Consider the following 15,293-nt stretch of genomic DNA (forward strand, 5'->3'; position numbering starts at 1 on the left):
GGCCCGGGCGCGGAGGCGTCAGGACACCGGCTCCAACCGCCACCACTGGGCGGGGGAGTCGGTGTCCTCCCACTGCCGCACGGACGCGCCGGCCTCCCGCGAGCCGTCCGCGACCTCCAGGAACAGCCCGCTGACGAAGCTGACGAGCGCCACCGTGCCCGGCGACTCCAGGTCCTGCTCGATGATCCACTCCTGCGCGCCGAAGTTGTTCGGCTTCCACTGCTGGATCAGCGCGCCGTTCTCCGTCGACGCGTTCATGACGTCGAGCCGCTTGCCGCTGGCCGCGTTCACCAGGTGGTACAGCCCGCCGCCGTTCGGCACGGCCGCGATGTGCCAGTGCTGTCCGGGCGCGCCGTCCTCGACCCCCTGGTGCATCTTGGCGCCGCTGCGGGCCGACCCTCCGGGCACCTCCAGGAGCAGCCCGCTCCCCACGTTCCGTACCCGGTAGAGGCCTTCCTCCACCGGCATCGGGGCACCGCTCACGGTGCGTCCCCCCTCTCTCGTACGTCCGCTCACGCGCCGACGTGGAACTCCGCCGGGTCCGGCCCGATGCGACGGTTCTCGTCGAGCGCGGCGATCGCCGCGAGGTCCTCGGGGTCGAGGGTGAAGTCGAAGACGTCGATGTTCTCGCGGATGCGCGAGGGGGTCACCGACTTCGGGATCACCACGTTCCCCAGCTGGAGGTGCCAGCGCAGCACCACCTGGGCCGGCGTCCGCCCGTGCTTCCGCGCGATCGCCACGATCGCCGGAACCTCCAGGATCCCCTTGCCCTGGCCGAGCGGCGACCAGGCCTCGGTCGCGATGCCGTGACGCGCGTGCGCCTCGCGCGAGGCCGACTGCTGGAGCTGCGGGTGGAGCTCGATCTGGTTGACGGCGGGCACGACCGAGGTCTCGCCGATCAGCCGATCCAGGTGCTCGGGAAGGAAGTTGGAGACGCCGATCGCCCGCGCCCGTCCGTCCGCGTGGATCTTCTCGAAGGCCCGGTACGTGTCGACGTACGCGTCCTTCGACGGCAGCGGCCAGTGGATCAGGTACAGGTCGACGTGGTCGAGGCCCAGCTTCTCCAGCGAGGCGTCGAAGGCGCGCATCGTCGCGTCGTAACCCTGGTCGCTGTTCCACAGCTTGGTGGTGACGAACAGCTCCTCGCGCGGGATCCCCGAGGCGGCCACGGCCTGCCCGGTGCCCCGCTCGTTCTGGTAGATCGCGGCCGTGTCGATCGAGCGGTAGCCGGCCTCCAGCGCGGTGGCCACGGCCGTCGCCGCCTCGTCGTCCGGCACCTGCCAGACGCCGAAGCCCAGCTGCGGCATCGTCACGCCGTTGTTCAGGGTGAGGGAAGGAACCTTGCTGTCCGTGCTCACGTGCGGTCGTTCCTAACGTCGTCGGAGTACTCCCTGGGGCAACGATCCCAGCCCCCGCCGCATTCCGCCGCGCGGCGATCCCGGCCTCCGTCGCGTTCGGCCGCGACGATCCCGGCCTCCGTCGCGTTCGGCCGCGGCGATCCCGGCCTCCGTCGCGTTCGGCCGCGCGACGAGCTCAGCCTCCGTCGCGTTCCGCCGCGCGGACGGCCGTGCCGAGGTACGCCTCCCGTACGGCCGGGTCGGCCCGGACCTCGGCGGCCGTCCCCTCGGCCAGGACGCGGCCGAGGTCCAGGACCACGACCCGCGAGCACAGCTCCATCACGAAGGCCACGTTGTGCTCGACGAGCAGCACCGCGCAGTTCTCCTCCTCGGCCATGTGACGCACGACGGCGGTGAGCCGGCGGCGCTCCTCGGCGGTCGTCCCGGAGGCCGGCTCGTCGAGGAGGAGCACACGGGGCGGGTCGGCGAGCGCCCGGGCCAGCTCGACCATGCGGGCCTGCCCGACCGGCAGCGCGCCCGCGTACGAGCCGGTGAGCCCGTCGAGGCCGCACTCACGGAGCACGGCGGCGGCCCGCTCACGATGCCGGCGCGTCCCCGGCCGCAGCCCGCTCCGCCAGTCCTGGGCCACCACGAGGTTGTCGGCCACGGTCAACTGCCCGAAGAGCTGCTGGCGTTGGAAGGTGCGGCGGATGCCGTGGCGGGCCCGCCACACGGGGGAGCGGCGGGTGACGTCCGCGCCCGCGAACGTGACGCTCCCGCCGTCGGGCCGCCGGATCCCGGACAGGACGTCGAACAGCGTGGTCTTGCCGGCGCCGTTCGGCCCGATGAGTCCGCAGACCTCCCCGGGGCGGACGGAGATCGTCACGTCGCGCAGGGCGTGGACGCCGCCGAAGCGGACGTCGATCCCTCCGGCGTGGAGCAGCGCACCGGTCATCGGCGGACTCCCGTCCCCAGGTAGGCCTCGGCGAGCCGGTCCGTGTCCACCTCGGAACGGGGCCCGGACCAGGCGATCTCACCCTGTGAGAGGTACGCGACGGTGTCGGCGACCCCCAGCACCTCGGCCGCCTTCTCCTCGACGAGGAGCAGCGCCGTGCCGCTCGCCCGCAGTTCGGCGAGCAGGCCGAAGACCTCGTCCACGACGCGGGGCGCGAGCCCGAGGGAGGGCTCGTCGGCGACGAGGACGGCGGGCGGGCGCTGGAGCAGCGGGGCGAGCGCGAGGATCTGCTGCTCGCCGCCGGACAGGGAACCGGCGGCGACCGTACGACGGGAGGCGAGCGCGGGGAAGCGCGCGTACACCGCGTCGCGGTCCTCGGGGGCGGGCAGTTGCAGGGCCAGGTTCTCCTCGATGGACAGCCCGGCGAAGATCCCCCGCCCCTCGGGCGCGAGGCGCACCCCGCGCCGGGCCCGCCGGACGGTGTCGTCCCGGGTGGCGTCCAGGCCCCCCACCCGTACGTGCCCGGCGGACGGCCGGAGCAGGCCGGCGGCCACCCGGCACAGGGTCGACTTGCCCGCGCCGTTGGGTCCGAGCAGCACGAGCACCTCCCCGGCCCGGACGTCCAGGTCGACCCCGTGCACCACCGCCGCGCCCCCGTACCCGGCCCGCACGCCGCGCAGCGCGAGCGCGGGCGGCCCGGAGCCGGCGGGCGCCGTGCCGGGGACGGGGACGGGAACGGGGGCGCGTACCGGCTCGGGCACCGGGTCGCGTCCAGGCTCGCGTACCGATGCGCGTACGGGGTCGGATGCCGGGTCGGATGCCGCCGTTCGGCCCTGAGCAGGTACGAGCGCCGGCTCGCGGACCGGTCCGGGCGCCGCCGCCCGTGCTGCCGCGCGGGCCGCCCGTCGTGCGGGCAGCGCCGCGCAGTAGCCGTCCGGGTCGTTCGCGAGCGCCAGTCCCGCGAGACCGAACAGGATCACCGGCAGGTGCGCGGACTCCGTCACATAGGTCGAGAGGAGATGCGGGACCACCGCGAAGCCCAGCCCCGCCACCACCGCGAACTGCGGGCGCCGCACCCCCGCCGCGACCACGACCGCGAGCCACACCAGACCCGTCATCGCCGTGAAGTCCGTCGCCGTGATCCGTGTGTTGTACGAGGCGTACAGCACGCCCCCGAAGCCCGCGAGGCCCGCCGACACCGTGAAGACGAGGAGCTTCGTGCGGACGACCGACACCCCGGAGGCCGCGGCGGCCTCCGGCGCCGAGCGGACGGCGAGCACGGCCCGGCCCCACCGGGAGCCGCGCAGCAGGGTCAGCAGCCACACGACCGCCCCGGACAGGACGACCAGCGCGACGCCCAGCGCCCGGTCGTCGCCGAGGTCCAGCGGGCCGAGCACGGGACGCGGGACCTCCCAGCCCGTGTCCCCGTTGCGCAGCCACCCCACCTGGAACAGCACCTGGTCCGCCAGGAACGCGAGGGCCAGCGTGGCCAGCGCCAGCGACCGGCCGCCGAGCCGCAGCGCGGGCAGCGCGACCACCGCGCCGAGCAGCGCCGCCGCCGCCGTACCGGCCGCGGCCGCCGTCACGAAGGGCCAGCCGTGGCTCATCAGCAGCCCCGCCACCAGCGCCGCCCCCGTCACGAAGGTCGCCTGGGCGAGCGACACCATCGCGCCGAGCCCGGTGACCACCGTGAACGACATGAGGACGAGCCCGATCGCGAGGCCCTGCGCGAGGATCCCCGACCAGAAGGGCGTGGTGACCGTGTAGAAGGCGGTCGCGAGGAGCACGCCCGCCACGACCCACACGCCCCACCGGCGGATCCGGCCCTTCCCGGCGAGGTAGTCCACCGGCGGCGGATCGGCCGCGGCCGTGCCGGCCGCGCGACTCCGCCGCGCCAGCACGACGAGGCCGCCGAAGAGGATCAGGAACGGCACCGCCGTGCGGAAGCCGGTGATGTCCTCGGCGAACGACGCGTATCCCGCCACCAGGTTCTGCAGCACGCCGAGTCCGAGCCCGCCGGCGAAGGCGAGCGGCACCGAGAGGAAGCGCCCCAGGACCGCCGCGGTCGCGGAGACGAACAGGAACAGTGTGTAGTCGTGGGCGGAGAGGCCGAGGAGCGGGGTCGCGAGGACCCCGGCGAGGCCCGCGAGACCCGAGGACAGCATCCACGCGATCGAGGACAGCCGGTCGGCGCTGATGCCCCGCAGCTCCGTCAGCGAGCGGTTGTCGACGGCCGCCCGCAGCCGCAGCCCGAGCCGGGTGTGCCGCATGAGGACCCACAGACCGGCCGCCACGAGGGCCGTCGCGAGCCAGGTGATCAGCTGGTCGGAGTCGATGCCGACGCCGTCGAGCGGCTGCCACGACACCGCGGGGCTCGGGCCGACCCCGGGCAGCCCGAACTGGTTCTCGGCGGGCTGGACCGGGGCGCCGGCCCGCTCCAGGAGCTCGACCACCCACAGACCGGCCGCCGGCAGGGCGACCAGCAGGCCGATGGTGGCCACGATCTGCGCCGTCTCGCCGACCCGGGCCAGTTTGCGGAACATGAGCCGGTCCAGGCCCCAGCCGAGCGCGGGCGCGACGACGCACACGAGCAGCAGGGCCGTCGGCACCGCAGGCCAGCCGAAGCCGGAGTGGAGCTCGTAGAAGGCGAGCGCGCACAGGTAGGCGGTGGCGCCGTGCGCGAAGTTGAAGAGTCCGGAGGCGGAGTACGAGAGCACGAGGCCGGTCGCGAGCAGCGCGTACAGCGCGCCCGAGACCAGCCCGCTCAGGACGAAGCCCAGCAGGTCACCCACGGTGCGGTGCCCCTAGCCGAAGGGGATCGCCGGATAGCACCTGAACGGCACCGCGACCTCGTAGCGCCCGTTCTTCAGCCGCACGAGCGCCCCGCAGCCGAAGCTCTCCTTCTGCCCCTTGGGCTCGGCGCGGTCGCCGACGAGCGTGCCGGTGTCGGAGAAGCCGTTCGCGGCCTTCTGGAAGGACTCGGGGGTCAGCTCCTTGCCGGCCTTCGCGGCGATCGCGAGGAACAGATCGGCGCTCATGTAGCCGGTCATCATGTGCATGTTGAGCGGCACGTCCTTGCCGGCCGCTTTCCGGATGTCCGCCTTGAACTGCGTCATCGCGGGGCTGTCCGCCTCGAACGGCTGGAACTGGAGCAGCACGTGCACACCGTCGAGCGCCTGCCGCGTCGCGTCCTTCGCGAGCAGCCCGGGGTCGTAGTCGGTCGGGTCGGTGAGGACGCCCCGGTAGCCGGACCGCTTGAGCGCGGTGAACAGGCCGATGTTGTACGGGGTCTGCATCACCGAGACGACGGCGTCGGGCGCGGAGCCGCCGGGCCCCGAGCGGAGGATCTCCCTGGTGTACGCCGACCAGTCGCTGGGCATCGAGGTCGCGGGCACCGAGGCCTTGGCGTATGCCAGGGTGAAGCCGGCCGCCTTGAAGCCCTGGGTGAAGGTGCGGATGCCGAACTTGCCGGCGTCGTTGTCGCCGGCGATCAGCGCGACCGACTTCCCCTTGGAGCCGCCGAGGACGGTGGCGAGCCCCTCGGGCCAGGTCTGGTTGAGGGTGCCGCCGGGCATCGGGACGAGGCAGCCGTTGAAGCCGTAGAGGTAGGGCGAACCGCAGAACGAGGGGAGCGTGCCCCAGCCGACGGTGGGCACCTTCCGGCCGTTGAGGAAGTCGGCTCCGGCGAAGGTGACCGAGCTCATGGGGGAGACGGCGAAGACCTGGTCCTGCTGGACGAGCTTGCGCGCCGCCGCCATGTTCCTGGCCGGGTCCTGGCCGTCGTCCTCGGCGCCCAGGTAGTCGATCCTGCGCCCGTTGACCCCGCCCTCGGCGTTGGCCCGGTCGTAGCGCGCCTTGGCGCCGAGATCGGTGTCCTTCTTGGAGTAGCCGCTCGCGGTGGTCATGGAGACGATGCCGCCGACCTTGATCGCGTCGGCGGTGACGCCGCGCACGGCTCCTGCCGGAGCGCCGGGCTTCTCCGAAGCCCCGCCGGTGGAGGCCGAGTTGCAGGCCGTGGCGAGGAGCAGGGCCGCTGATGCGGCGGCGAGGGTGCGGATCGGTCGCAGCACGTTCGGTCGTCCCTCCGTCGGGTGACCGCATTCTGTGACCGGGCTGATGAACCGTCAATAACTGACGCAACGTCAATTGATGATGTGTCAGAAACGCGGAGCCCGCCCCGGACCGCCCCCGATCGCGGCCCCCGTCACCCGTACAGCGCCTCGACCTCCGCCGCGTACGCCCGCTCGATCGCCTTCCGCTTCAGCTTCAGCGAAGGAGTCAGCAGCCCCTGCTCCTCGCTGAACGGATGCGCCAGGATCCGGAACGTACGGATCGACTCCGCCTGCGACACCAGCGTGTTGGCCGCCACCACGCCCCGCCGGATCTCCGTCTCCAGCGAGGGATCGCGCACCAGCTCGGCCGGCGACAGCGGCGCCCGCCCCTGCATCGCGAGCCAGTGCTCCACCGCCTCCTGGTCGATCGTCACCAGCGCGGCGATGTACGGCCGGTCGTTGCCCACGACGATGCACTGGGCGATCAGCGGATGCGCCCGCACCCGCTCCTCCAGGCCCGACGGCGCGACGCTCTTGCCGCCCGAGGTCACCAGGATGTCCTTCTTCCGCCCGGTGATCGTCAGATAGCCGTCCACGTCGAGCGACCCCAGGTCACCCGTGGCGAGCCAGCCGTCGTTGAGGACGGCGGAGGTCGCCCCCGGATCGTTGAGGTAGCCCGAGAACACCTGGCCGCCGTGCAGCCACACCTCACCGTCCTCCGCGATGTGCACCGTCGTCCCCGGCACCGGCTGCCCGACCGTGCCGTACCGCGTCCGCTCCGGCGGATTCGCCGTGGCCGCGGCGGACGACTCGGTCAGCCCGTACCCCTCGAAGACCGTGATCCCGGCACCCGCGAAGAACAACCCCTGCCGGCGGTCCATCGCCGAACCGCCCGACATCGCGTGCCGCATCCGCCCGCCCAGCGCGGCGCGGATCTTCCCGTACACCGTCTTCTCGAAGAACTGGTGCTGCACGCGCAGCGCCGCCGACGGCCCCGGGCCCGTCCCGAACGCCTTGTGCTCCAGCGCCTCCGCGTACGCGACCGCCACCTCCACGGCCTTGTCGAACGGCCCCGTCCGCCCCTCGCGCTCCGCCTTGCGCCGGGCCGCGTGGAAGACCCTCTCGAAGACGTACGGAACGGCCAGGACGAAACTCGGCCGGAACGCCGCCAGGTCCGGGAGCAGCTCCGCCGCCGCCATCACCGGCTGGTGCCCCAGCTTCACCCCGGCCCGGACCGCCGCCACCTCCACCATCCGCCCGAAGACGTGCGCCAGCGGCAGGAACAGCAGCGTCGACGCCTCCTCCCCGGGCCGCGACCGGAAGACCGGGTCCCAGCGGCCCGTCAGCATGTCCGACTCGAACATGAAGTTCGCGTGGGTGATCACACAGCCCTTCGGGCGGCCCGTCGTCCCCGAGGTGTAGATGACCGTGGCCACCGACTCGGGCGTCACCGCCCGCCGGTGCCGCTGCACGACCTCCTCCTCGATCTCCGCGCCCGCCGCCGTCAGTTCGGCCACGGCCCCCGCCCCCGAGTCCAGCTGCCACAGCCGCTGGAGCCGCGGGAGCCGGTCGACCACCGAACCGATGGTCATCGCGTGGTCCTCGTGCTCCACCACACACGCCGTGACCTCGGCGTCGTGCAGCATCCAGAAGACCTGCTCGGCGGAGGACGTCGGATAGACCGGCACGGGCTGCGCGCCCAGCGTCCACAGCGCGAAGTCGAAGAGCGTCCACTCGTAGCGCGTGCGGGACATGATCGCGACCCGGTCGCCGAACCGCACGCCCTGCGCGATCAGCCCCTTCGCCAGCCCGAGGACCTCGTCCCGGAACCGCGCGGCCGTCACGTCCCGCCACTGCCCGTCCCGGCCCTTGCGGCCGAACGCCACCCGGTCCGGGGCGGTGAGGGCGTGCTCGAACACGGCGTCCGCCAGACCGCCGACCTGAGGCGCCGCCGCGACGGGCGGCACGGTGAACTCGCGCACTGGCTTGCTCCTCCCTCGTCGGCACGTCGGCTCGATGGCTGAAAGGGACCGCTGTCGCACTCCGTACAGCGCGGGTGACGGTACCCCACCCGCCTGCCCCGTGGGAGGGCCTTCACCAAGCCGGGACATTCCGCGTTCCTCCAGGTCAGGGCGGGTGAGGAGAACAAGTCGCGGGTACGGCGGGTGCGTTGCAGACCGCTCGGTACGTCCACCCCGCACGAATCTCCACGGAATCTGTACCCCCTGCGCACGGGAGGGCGCCCCGAAGCCGCCGTGGCCGGTCCGCGCGGGCTCGCCGGAACGGCGCCCGGCCCGCGCCCGGCCCCGGTCAGCGCGGCCGGTGCAGACGGTCGCCGCCCGCCAGGATCGCCTCCGCCAGCGCGTCCGCCGCCTCCTGCGTCGCCCCGCCCCGCCGCCCCCGCAGCAGCACGAAACCGACCTCGCCCAGCTCCGGAAGCCCCGCGCGGGCCGGCACCGGCACCAGCCCCTCCGGCACCAGACCCCGCGTGTGCGCCATCACCCCGAGCCCCGCCCGCGCCGCCGCCACGTTCGCGCTCAGGCTCGAACTCGTACACGCGATCCGCCACGCCCGCCCCTGCGCCTGCAAGGCCTCCAGCGCCCGCGCCCGCGTGATCCCCGGCGGCGGGAACAGGATCAGCGGCACCGGCCGGTCCGGCTCGACCCGCAGCCCCGGCGCCCCGATCCAGATCAGCGTGTCCTGCCAGACGAGCCGCCCCTCGCTCTCCTCGCCGCGCCGCTTGGCCAGGATCAGATCCAGCCGGCCGGCCGCCAGCCGTGCCTGGAGCGTCCCCGACAGCTCGACCGTCAGCTCCAGGTCGACCTCGGGGTGCTCACGCCGGAAGGATTCCAGGATCTCCGGCAGCCGCGTCGTCACGAAGTCCTCCGACGCCCCGAACCGCAGCCGCCCCCGCAGCCGCGTCCCCCCGAACCACGCCGCCGCCCGCTCGTGCGCCTGGAGGATCGCCCGCGCGAAGCCGAGCATCGCCTCGCCGTCCTCCGTCAGCTCCACGCTGTGCGTGTCCCGCGAGAAGAGAGGACGCCCCGTCGCCTCCTCCAGGCGCCGGACGTGCTGGCTCACCGTCGACTGCCGCACCCCCAGCCGCCGCGCGGCCTGCGTGAAGCTCAGCGTCTGGGCCACGGCGAGAAACGTGCGCAACTGCGTCGGCTCGTACACACCACGACCGTACCCCGGTCATCACGGAACACGATGACAGTCAGAGCGCTGTACGGGATTCCCGATCACCACCCGCTGGACCAGGATGGAAGCGCACCCCGTACTCCACAGAGCTGAAGCCATGAACCGCCGCATCCCGCTCCGCGTCCGCGTCCCCGCCCTCCGCCCGCCCGCCCGGCTCCCCGTCGACGCGTTCGTCCTGGCGCTGCTCGGTACCGTCGGCCTCGCCGCGCTGCTGCCGGCCTCCGGGGCCGCCGCCACCGTCGCGGAGGGCGCGTCGACCGCGGCCGTGGCACTGCTCTTCTTCCTCTACGGGGCCCGGCTCTCCACCCGCGAGGCCCTCGACGGCCTCCGGCACTGGCGACTCCACCTCACCGTCCTCGCCTGCACCTTCCTGCTCTTCCCGCTCCTCGGACTCGCCGCACGAGGCCTCGTCCCCACCGTGCTCACCCCGCAGCTCTACAGCGGCCTGCTCTTCCTCTGCCTCGTGCCCTCCACCATCCAGTCCTCCATCGCCTTCACCTCCATCGCCCGCGGAAACGTCCCCGCCGCCATCTGCGCCGGCTCCTTCTCCTCCCTCGCGGGCATCGTCCTGACCCCCCTCCTCGCGGCCCTCCTCCTCGGCGGCAGCACCGGCGGCCTCTCCGCCGACTCCCTCCTGAAGATCGTCCTCCAGCTCCTCGTGCCCTTCCTGGCCGGACAGCTCCTGCGCCGCTGGGTCGGCGGATTCCTCGTCCGCCACAAGAAGACCCTCGGCCGCGTCGACCGGGGCTCGATCCTCCTCGTCGTCTACACCGCTTTCAGCCAGGGCATGGTCGCCGGCGTCTGGCAGCTCGTGACCCCCGCACGCCTCGGGCTGCTCCTCGCCGTCGAGGCCGTCCTCCTCGGCGTGATGCTGACGCTGACCTGGTACGGGGCGGAGCGGCTCGGCTTCGACCGCGCCGACCGCGTGGCCGTCCAGTTCGCCGGCTCCAAGAAGAGCCTCGCCGCCGGACTGCCCATGGCCAGCGTCCTCTTCGGCGCGCACGCCTCGCTCGCCGTGCTCCCGCTGATGCTCTTCCACCAGATGCAGCTCATGGTGTGCGCCGTCATCGCCAAACGCCGCTCCCACGACCCGCAGGACACCCACGACCCGCAGGACGCCCACGACCCGCAGAACACCCCCGCCCCGCCGACCCGCGAGACCCCCGCACCCGTCGGCCGGATCACACCCCCACCCGCCCCACGATGATCATCAGGGCGGCTACGGTGCTCCCATGCCCTCACTCGATCCCGGCCGCACCGCGCTCGTCCTCGTCGACCTGATGGAACGCATCGTCGCCCTGCCCCTCGCCCCGCGCCCCGGCACCGACGTCCTCGCCGCCGCGGCCCGGCTCGCCGACACCTTCCGGGCCGCCGGAGCACCCGTCGTCCACATCCGCGTCGAACGGCCGAACGTCCCCACCCAGCCGCCCGGCAGCGAACTCGTCGCCGACCTCGTCCACGCCGGCGACCACGTCGTCGTCAAGCGCACCATCGGCGGATTCCACGACACGGGACTCCACGACCTGCTCACCGCGGCCGGTGCCACGACCCTCGTCCTCGGCGGCATCGCCACCAACCTCGGCGTCGAGTCCACCGCCCGCGCCGCCGGCGACCTCGGCTACGACCTCGTCTTCGCCGAGGACGCGATGACCGCCCTCACCGGCGACGAACACCGGGCCTCGGTCGAACTCGACTTCCCCCGCCTCGGCACCGTCGCGCCCGTCGCGGCCATCACCCTGGACGGCCCCGCGTGACACCGGTCCCGATACGGTACGGGGCCCGCCCCTGCTCCCTCGTCGTCTGCCGCGGCTGCTGCTGCGGCGACGCCCGCAAGAACCCCGGCACCGACCACGCGGGCCAGCTCGCCCGGCTCCGCGAGGCCGCCGCGACCTCCGGCGGCCGGCTCGCCGTCCGTACGAGCGACTGCCTCGGCCCCTGCGCCCAGGCCAACATCGTCGTCGTCCAGCCCTCCACCGAGGGCCGCCGACGGGGCGGCCGGGCCGCCTGGATCGCCTTCACCCTCGACGACGACTGTCTTGACGACATCCTCACCTGGACGAAGGCGGGCGGCCCCGGCATCGCCGAACCCCCGGCCACCCTCACCCTCCAGATGATCGACCCCCCGAAGAACTGACCCCGTACCGCGTCGGGCGCGCCCCCGACTCCGCCTACACGGCGATCCGGTGCTCGCCCGCGTACACGTTCATGTCCGGCCCGCGCAGGAACCCGACCAGCGTCAGCCCCGTCTCGGCCGCCAGGTCCACCGCGAGCGAGGACGGCGCCGAGACCGCGGCGAGCACGGGGATCCCCGCCATCACGGCCTTCTGGGCCAGCTCGAAGGACGCCCGCCCCGACACCAGCAGCACCGCCCGCTCCAGGGGCAGCAGCCCCTCCCGCAGCGCCCGCCCCACGAGCTTGTCCACGGCGTTGTGCCGGCCCACGTCCTCCCGTACGTCGAGCAGCTCACCGTCCTCGGTGAACAGCGCCGCCGCGTGCAGCCCGCCCGTCGAGTCGAACACCCGCTGCGCCGCCCGCAACCGCTCCGGCAGCACGGACAGCAGCGCGGGCGCGAGCCGTACGGGAGGCGTGTCGGCGATCGGGAAACGCGCCGTCGTACGCACCGCGTCCAGACTGGCCTTCCCGCACAGCCCGCACGACGACGTCGTGTAGACGTTCCGCTCCAGCGAGATGTCCGGGACCACCACGCCCGGCGCCAGCTGCACGTCCACCACGTTGTACGTGTTCCGGCCGTCGTCCGTCGCCCCGGCGCAGTACACGATGTTCCGCACGTCCGAGGCGGCGGCGAGGACACCCTCGCTCACGAGGAAGCCCGCCGCGAGCGCGAAGTCGTCCCCCGGGGTCCGCATGGTGATGGCGATCGGCCGGCCGTTCAGCCGGATCTCCAGCGGCTCCTCCGCCACCAGGGTGTCGGGCCGGGCGTTCACCGCCCCGCCGCGGATCCGCATGACACGCCGCCGCTCGGTGACCCGTCCCATCGTGATCGCACTCGATTCTCTCGCGTGGAAGGCCGTGAGGCCGCGAAATCGCGACGGAATCGGCCCTGGTGGGGCCATTCTCCGTCACCGGGGACCCGTGCCCCACCCCGCCCCTTGTCATGGTCGGCCAAGCGGTACGGGTGAATGTTGGTGGTTTACGTCACCTGTTACCCATCAGTCGCTGGCAAGACTGGGGGATCCTGCCGGACGAACGAACCACCGAGGGGGTCCCGGTATGACGGGCACTCGCATCGCAGCGCTCGGGCACTACCAGCCCGCCAAGGTGCTCACCAACCACGACCTCGCGGAGCTGGTCGACACCGACGACGCCTGGATCACCAGCCGGGTCGGCATCCGCACCCGGCACGTCGCCGGACCGGACGAGCCCGTCGACGAGCTCGCCGCCCACGCCGCGGGCAAGGCCCTGGCCGCCGCCGGGCTCGCCCCCGAGGACATCGACCTCGTCCTCGTCGCCACCTCCACCGCGATCGACCGCTCGCCCAACACGGCCGCCCGTGTCGCCGCCCGCCTCGGCATGCCCTCGCCCGCGACCATGGACCTGAACGTCGTCTGCGCCGGCTTCACCCACGCCCTGGCCACCGCCGACCACGCCGTCCGGGCCGGGGGCGCCCGCCGGGTCCTCGTCATCGGCGCGGACAAGATGACCGAGGTGTGCGACTGGACGGACCGCACCACCTGCGTCCTCGTCGGCGACGGCGCCGGCGCCGCGATCGTCGAGGCCGTCGACGACGCCGAGGCGGGGGGCACCCCCGGCATCGGCCCCGTCCTGTGGGGCTCCGTCCCCGAGATGGGCAACGCCGTCCGGATCGAGGGCACCCCGCCCCGCTTCGCCCAGGAGGGCCAGTCCGTCTACCGCTGGGCCACCCAGCAGCTCCCGGCGCTCGCCCGCAAGGCCTGCGAGCGCTCCGGCCTCGCCCCCGAGGAGCTCGCGGGCGTGGTCCTGCACCAGGCCAACCTGCGGATCATCGAGCCCCTCGCCGCGAAGATCGGCGCCGTCAACGCGATCGTCGCCCGCGACGTCGTCGACTCCGGCAACACCTCCGCCGCCTCGATCCCGCTGGCCCTCGCCAAGCTCGTCGAGCGCGGCGAACTGCCCTCCGGCGCCCCGGTGCTGCTCTTCGGCTTCGGCGGCAACCTCTCCTACGCGGGACAGGTCATCCGGGTCCCGTAGGACCTGCCTTTCGGATCAGGCCGGGCTCGCGCGGAACACACGGCACGACCGGGCATCGGGGCCCGGGCCCCGACGCCCGGTCGTGCCCCGTTCGGCGGAGCCCGGTGGCGGCGCGCCGGGGGCGCACCTAGCTTCGATCGCGGTGAGGGTCGTCCAGCACCGGACGCGGAATCGCTCCGCCTCCGCACCCTCGCGTGACCGGGAGGACCGTCATGCGCGCGATACGTTCCGCTTCCGCCGCCCTGTTCGCCGCCGCGGCCCTGGGGCTCGCCGCGGCGCCGACGGCCCTGGCGGAGGAGAACGAACCGAACATCACGTCGTTCGGGTTCTCCGTCACGCCCGCGACGGTCGCCCCCGGCGGCACCGTCACCCTCACCTCCGACGGCTGCGAGGTGCCGACCGTGACGGTGACCTCCGGCGTCTTCGACACGGTGACCCTGAGCGAGGGCCGCTCGGGCACCGCCACGGTCGACGTCGACGCCGAGGCCGGCACCCGCTACGAGATCACCTTCGACTGCAAGGGCGAGCGCGGCACCACGAGCCTCACCGTCGCCGCGTCCGGAGGCCCGGTCCACGACACGGGGAACGTCGAGGGACCCGACACGTCCCCGGGTGCCCACAAGGGCGTGAAGGCCGGGTACGGCTCCGAGGCCGGCTCCGTCGACGAGGGACTCGGCGCCACCGAACTCGTCACGGGCGTCGTGCTGATCGTCGGAGCGCTCGGCGCGGCCGTCGTCCTGACCCGCCGCCGCGGCGCCGACGGCAGCCCCTGAGACTGCCCCTCCACCCCGGTGTGACGAGGACCGGGGCGGAGGGGCGCCACGACACCCACGCGGGAACGGCGGAACGGAGGAGCGCGGCGGTGCAGGGGTCGAACGGAACGGAGGCGGACCGGTCCGGGGCGGGGCGCGGGCCGGGTTCGCGCGGCGCCTGGGGCGTCATGGCCGTCGTCCTGCTGATCGGCGTCCACCTCGTGCGCGACGGCGCACAGGAGCTCCGGGCCGAAGGGCCCCCGCAGCCCCTCGCCGTCGCCGCGCCCGGCGTCGTCCGAGCGGCCGGCACCGGGCCCGCCCCCGGCTCCGTACCGGCACCGCTGGCCTCCTCACCGCCCGTCCGGGTCCGCGTCCCCGCGGTCGGGGTCGACGCGCCCGTCACGGAGGTCGGCCTCGACGCGGACGGCTGGATCGAGGCGCCGCCGCCCGAGGACGACCACCTCACGGGCTGGTTCACCGGCGCGGTGACCCCCGGCGAACGCGGCACCGCCGTCGTCGTCGGCCATGTCGACACCCCGGCCGGCCGGGCCGTCTTCTACGACCTCGGTGCCCTCACCGGGGGACAGCGGGTGGAGATCGTCCGCCGCGACGGACGGACCGCGGTCTTCGCGGTGTACGGGGTCGAGGTCGTCCCCAAGGAGGGCTTCCCCGCCGAACGCGTCTACCGCGACACCGGCCTCCCCGAGCTGCGGCTCATCACCTGCGGCGGCACCTTCACCCGGGAGGCCGGCTACGAGGGCAACGTGGTGGTCTCGGCCCGCCTCGTCGACGTCCGCTGACCTGACGG

General features: G+C 73.7%; 14 protein-coding genes. 6 read left to right on the forward strand and 8 right to left on the reverse strand.

All coding sequences use genetic code 11. The annotated features are described in order from the left end of the window. Positions 1-18: 18 nt before the first annotated feature. From ACF08F_RS17340 to ACF08F_RS17370, 7 genes are all read right to left on the reverse strand, one after another. Positions 19-483 carry an RICIN domain-containing protein gene (locus tag ACF08F_RS17340; RefSeq protein WP_392299340.1) on the reverse strand — a complete coding sequence of 155 codons (465 nt, stop codon included), beginning with the start codon at positions 481-483 and terminating at the stop codon, positions 19-21. 29 nt (positions 484-512) lie between these two features. After that, a complete protein-coding gene (locus ACF08F_RS17345) occupies positions 513-1,307 on the reverse strand; it encodes an aldo/keto reductase (RefSeq protein WP_392299531.1) in 795 nt (264 codons plus the stop codon). A gap of 226 nt (positions 1,308-1,533) precedes the next feature. Further along, entirely contained in the window at positions 1,534-2,292 is a 759-nt protein-coding gene (locus ACF08F_RS17350; protein WP_392299341.1) for an ABC transporter ATP-binding protein, read from the reverse strand. Beyond that, positions 2,289-5,084 carry an ATP-binding cassette domain-containing protein gene (locus ACF08F_RS17355; RefSeq protein WP_392299342.1) on the reverse strand — a complete coding sequence of 932 codons (2,796 nt, stop codon included), beginning with the start codon at positions 5,082-5,084 and terminating at the stop codon, positions 2,289-2,291. Before ACF08F_RS17355 ends, ACF08F_RS17350 begins: the two co-directional genes overlap by 4 nt. 12 nt (positions 5,085-5,096) lie before the next feature. Then, positions 5,097-6,362: an ABC transporter substrate-binding protein gene (locus ACF08F_RS17360; protein WP_392299343.1), complete on the reverse strand. Its 1,266-nt coding sequence runs from the start codon at positions 6,360-6,362 to the stop codon at positions 5,097-5,099. Between the two features lie 134 nt (positions 6,363-6,496). Beyond that, a complete protein-coding gene (locus tag ACF08F_RS17365) occupies positions 6,497-8,326 on the reverse strand; it encodes an AMP-dependent synthetase/ligase (protein ID WP_392299344.1) in 1,830 nt (609 codons plus the stop codon). 328 nt (positions 8,327-8,654) lie between these two features. Continuing rightward, positions 8,655-9,521: a LysR substrate-binding domain-containing protein gene (locus ACF08F_RS17370; protein ID WP_392299345.1), complete on the reverse strand. Its 867-nt coding sequence runs from the start codon at positions 9,519-9,521 to the stop codon at positions 8,655-8,657. Positions 9,522-9,642: 121 nt separating this feature from the next. Here ACF08F_RS17370 and ACF08F_RS17375 point away from each other — a divergent pair, with 121 nt between their 5' ends. Genes ACF08F_RS17375 through ACF08F_RS17385 form a run of 3 tightly spaced genes read left to right on the forward strand, consistent with a single transcriptional unit; the run spans position 9,643 to position 11,679 of the window. Then, a complete protein-coding gene (locus ACF08F_RS17375; RefSeq protein ID WP_392299346.1) occupies positions 9,643-10,752 on the forward strand; it encodes a bile acid:sodium symporter family protein in 1,110 nt (369 codons plus the stop codon). Between the two features lie 25 nt (positions 10,753-10,777). Then, positions 10,778-11,299, forward strand: a complete 522-nt coding sequence (locus ACF08F_RS17380; RefSeq protein ID WP_392299347.1) for an isochorismatase family protein — start codon at positions 10,778-10,780, stop codon at positions 11,297-11,299. Then, positions 11,296-11,679 (forward strand): (2Fe-2S) ferredoxin domain-containing protein, encoded by a 384-nt coding sequence (locus tag ACF08F_RS17385; RefSeq protein WP_392299348.1) that lies wholly within the window; start codon positions 11,296-11,298, stop codon positions 11,677-11,679. The genes ACF08F_RS17380 and ACF08F_RS17385 overlap by 4 nt, the downstream gene beginning before the upstream one ends. A gap of 34 nt (positions 11,680-11,713) precedes the next feature. Here the strand turns inward: ACF08F_RS17385 and fdhD are convergent, their stop codons facing one another. Further along, positions 11,714-12,541, reverse strand: a complete 828-nt coding sequence (gene fdhD, locus ACF08F_RS17390) for a formate dehydrogenase accessory sulfurtransferase FdhD (RefSeq protein ID WP_392299349.1) — start codon at positions 12,539-12,541, stop codon at positions 11,714-11,716. A 235-nt stretch (positions 12,542-12,776) separates the two neighbouring features. On the opposite strand from fdhD, the gene ACF08F_RS17395 reads away from it, so the two are divergent. From ACF08F_RS17395 to ACF08F_RS17405, 3 genes are all read left to right on the forward strand, one after another. Continuing rightward, a complete protein-coding gene (locus ACF08F_RS17395; RefSeq protein ID WP_392299350.1) occupies positions 12,777-13,733 on the forward strand; it encodes a beta-ketoacyl-ACP synthase III in 957 nt (318 codons plus the stop codon). A gap of 212 nt (positions 13,734-13,945) precedes the next feature. After that, the gene (locus ACF08F_RS17400) at positions 13,946-14,506 is read left to right on the forward strand and encodes a hypothetical protein (RefSeq protein WP_392299351.1); all 561 of its coding nucleotides are present in this window, start codon (positions 13,946-13,948) and stop codon (positions 14,504-14,506) included. Positions 14,507-14,673: 167 nt separating this feature from the next. Continuing rightward, positions 14,674-15,285, forward strand: a complete 612-nt coding sequence (locus tag ACF08F_RS17405; protein WP_392299532.1) for a class F sortase — start codon at positions 14,674-14,676, stop codon at positions 15,283-15,285. Positions 15,286-15,293 lie beyond the last annotated feature (8 nt).

Origin of the sequence: Streptomyces sp. NPDC015130 (assembly GCF_043080005.1) — a bacterium.
Taxonomy (GTDB): domain Bacteria; phylum Actinomycetota; class Actinomycetes; order Streptomycetales; family Streptomycetaceae; genus Streptomyces.

Coding starts and splice junctions, on each gene's coding strand:
- ACF08F_RS17380 (WP_392299347.1), top strand. CDS start 10,778: ATGCCCTCACTCGATCCCGGCCGCACCGCGCTCGTCCTCGTCGACCTG.
- ACF08F_RS17400 (WP_392299351.1), top strand. CDS start 13,946: ATGCGCGCGATACGTTCCGCTTCCGCCGCCCTGTTCGCCGCCGCGGCC.
- ACF08F_RS17350 (WP_392299341.1), bottom strand. CDS start 2,292: ATGACCGGTGCGCTGCTCCACGCCGGAGGGATCGACGTCCGCTTCGGC.
- ACF08F_RS17405 (WP_392299532.1), top strand. CDS start 14,674: ATGGCCGTCGTCCTGCTGATCGGCGTCCACCTCGTGCGCGACGGCGCA.
- ACF08F_RS17345 (WP_392299531.1), bottom strand. CDS start 1,307: ATGCCGCAGCTGGGCTTCGGCGTCTGGCAGGTGCCGGACGACGAGGCG.
- ACF08F_RS17375 (WP_392299346.1), top strand. CDS start 9,643: ATGAACCGCCGCATCCCGCTCCGCGTCCGCGTCCCCGCCCTCCGCCCG.
- ACF08F_RS17395 (WP_392299350.1), top strand. CDS start 12,777: ATGACGGGCACTCGCATCGCAGCGCTCGGGCACTACCAGCCCGCCAAG.
- fdhD (WP_392299349.1), bottom strand. CDS start 12,541: ATGGGACGGGTCACCGAGCGGCGGCGTGTCATGCGGATCCGCGGCGGG.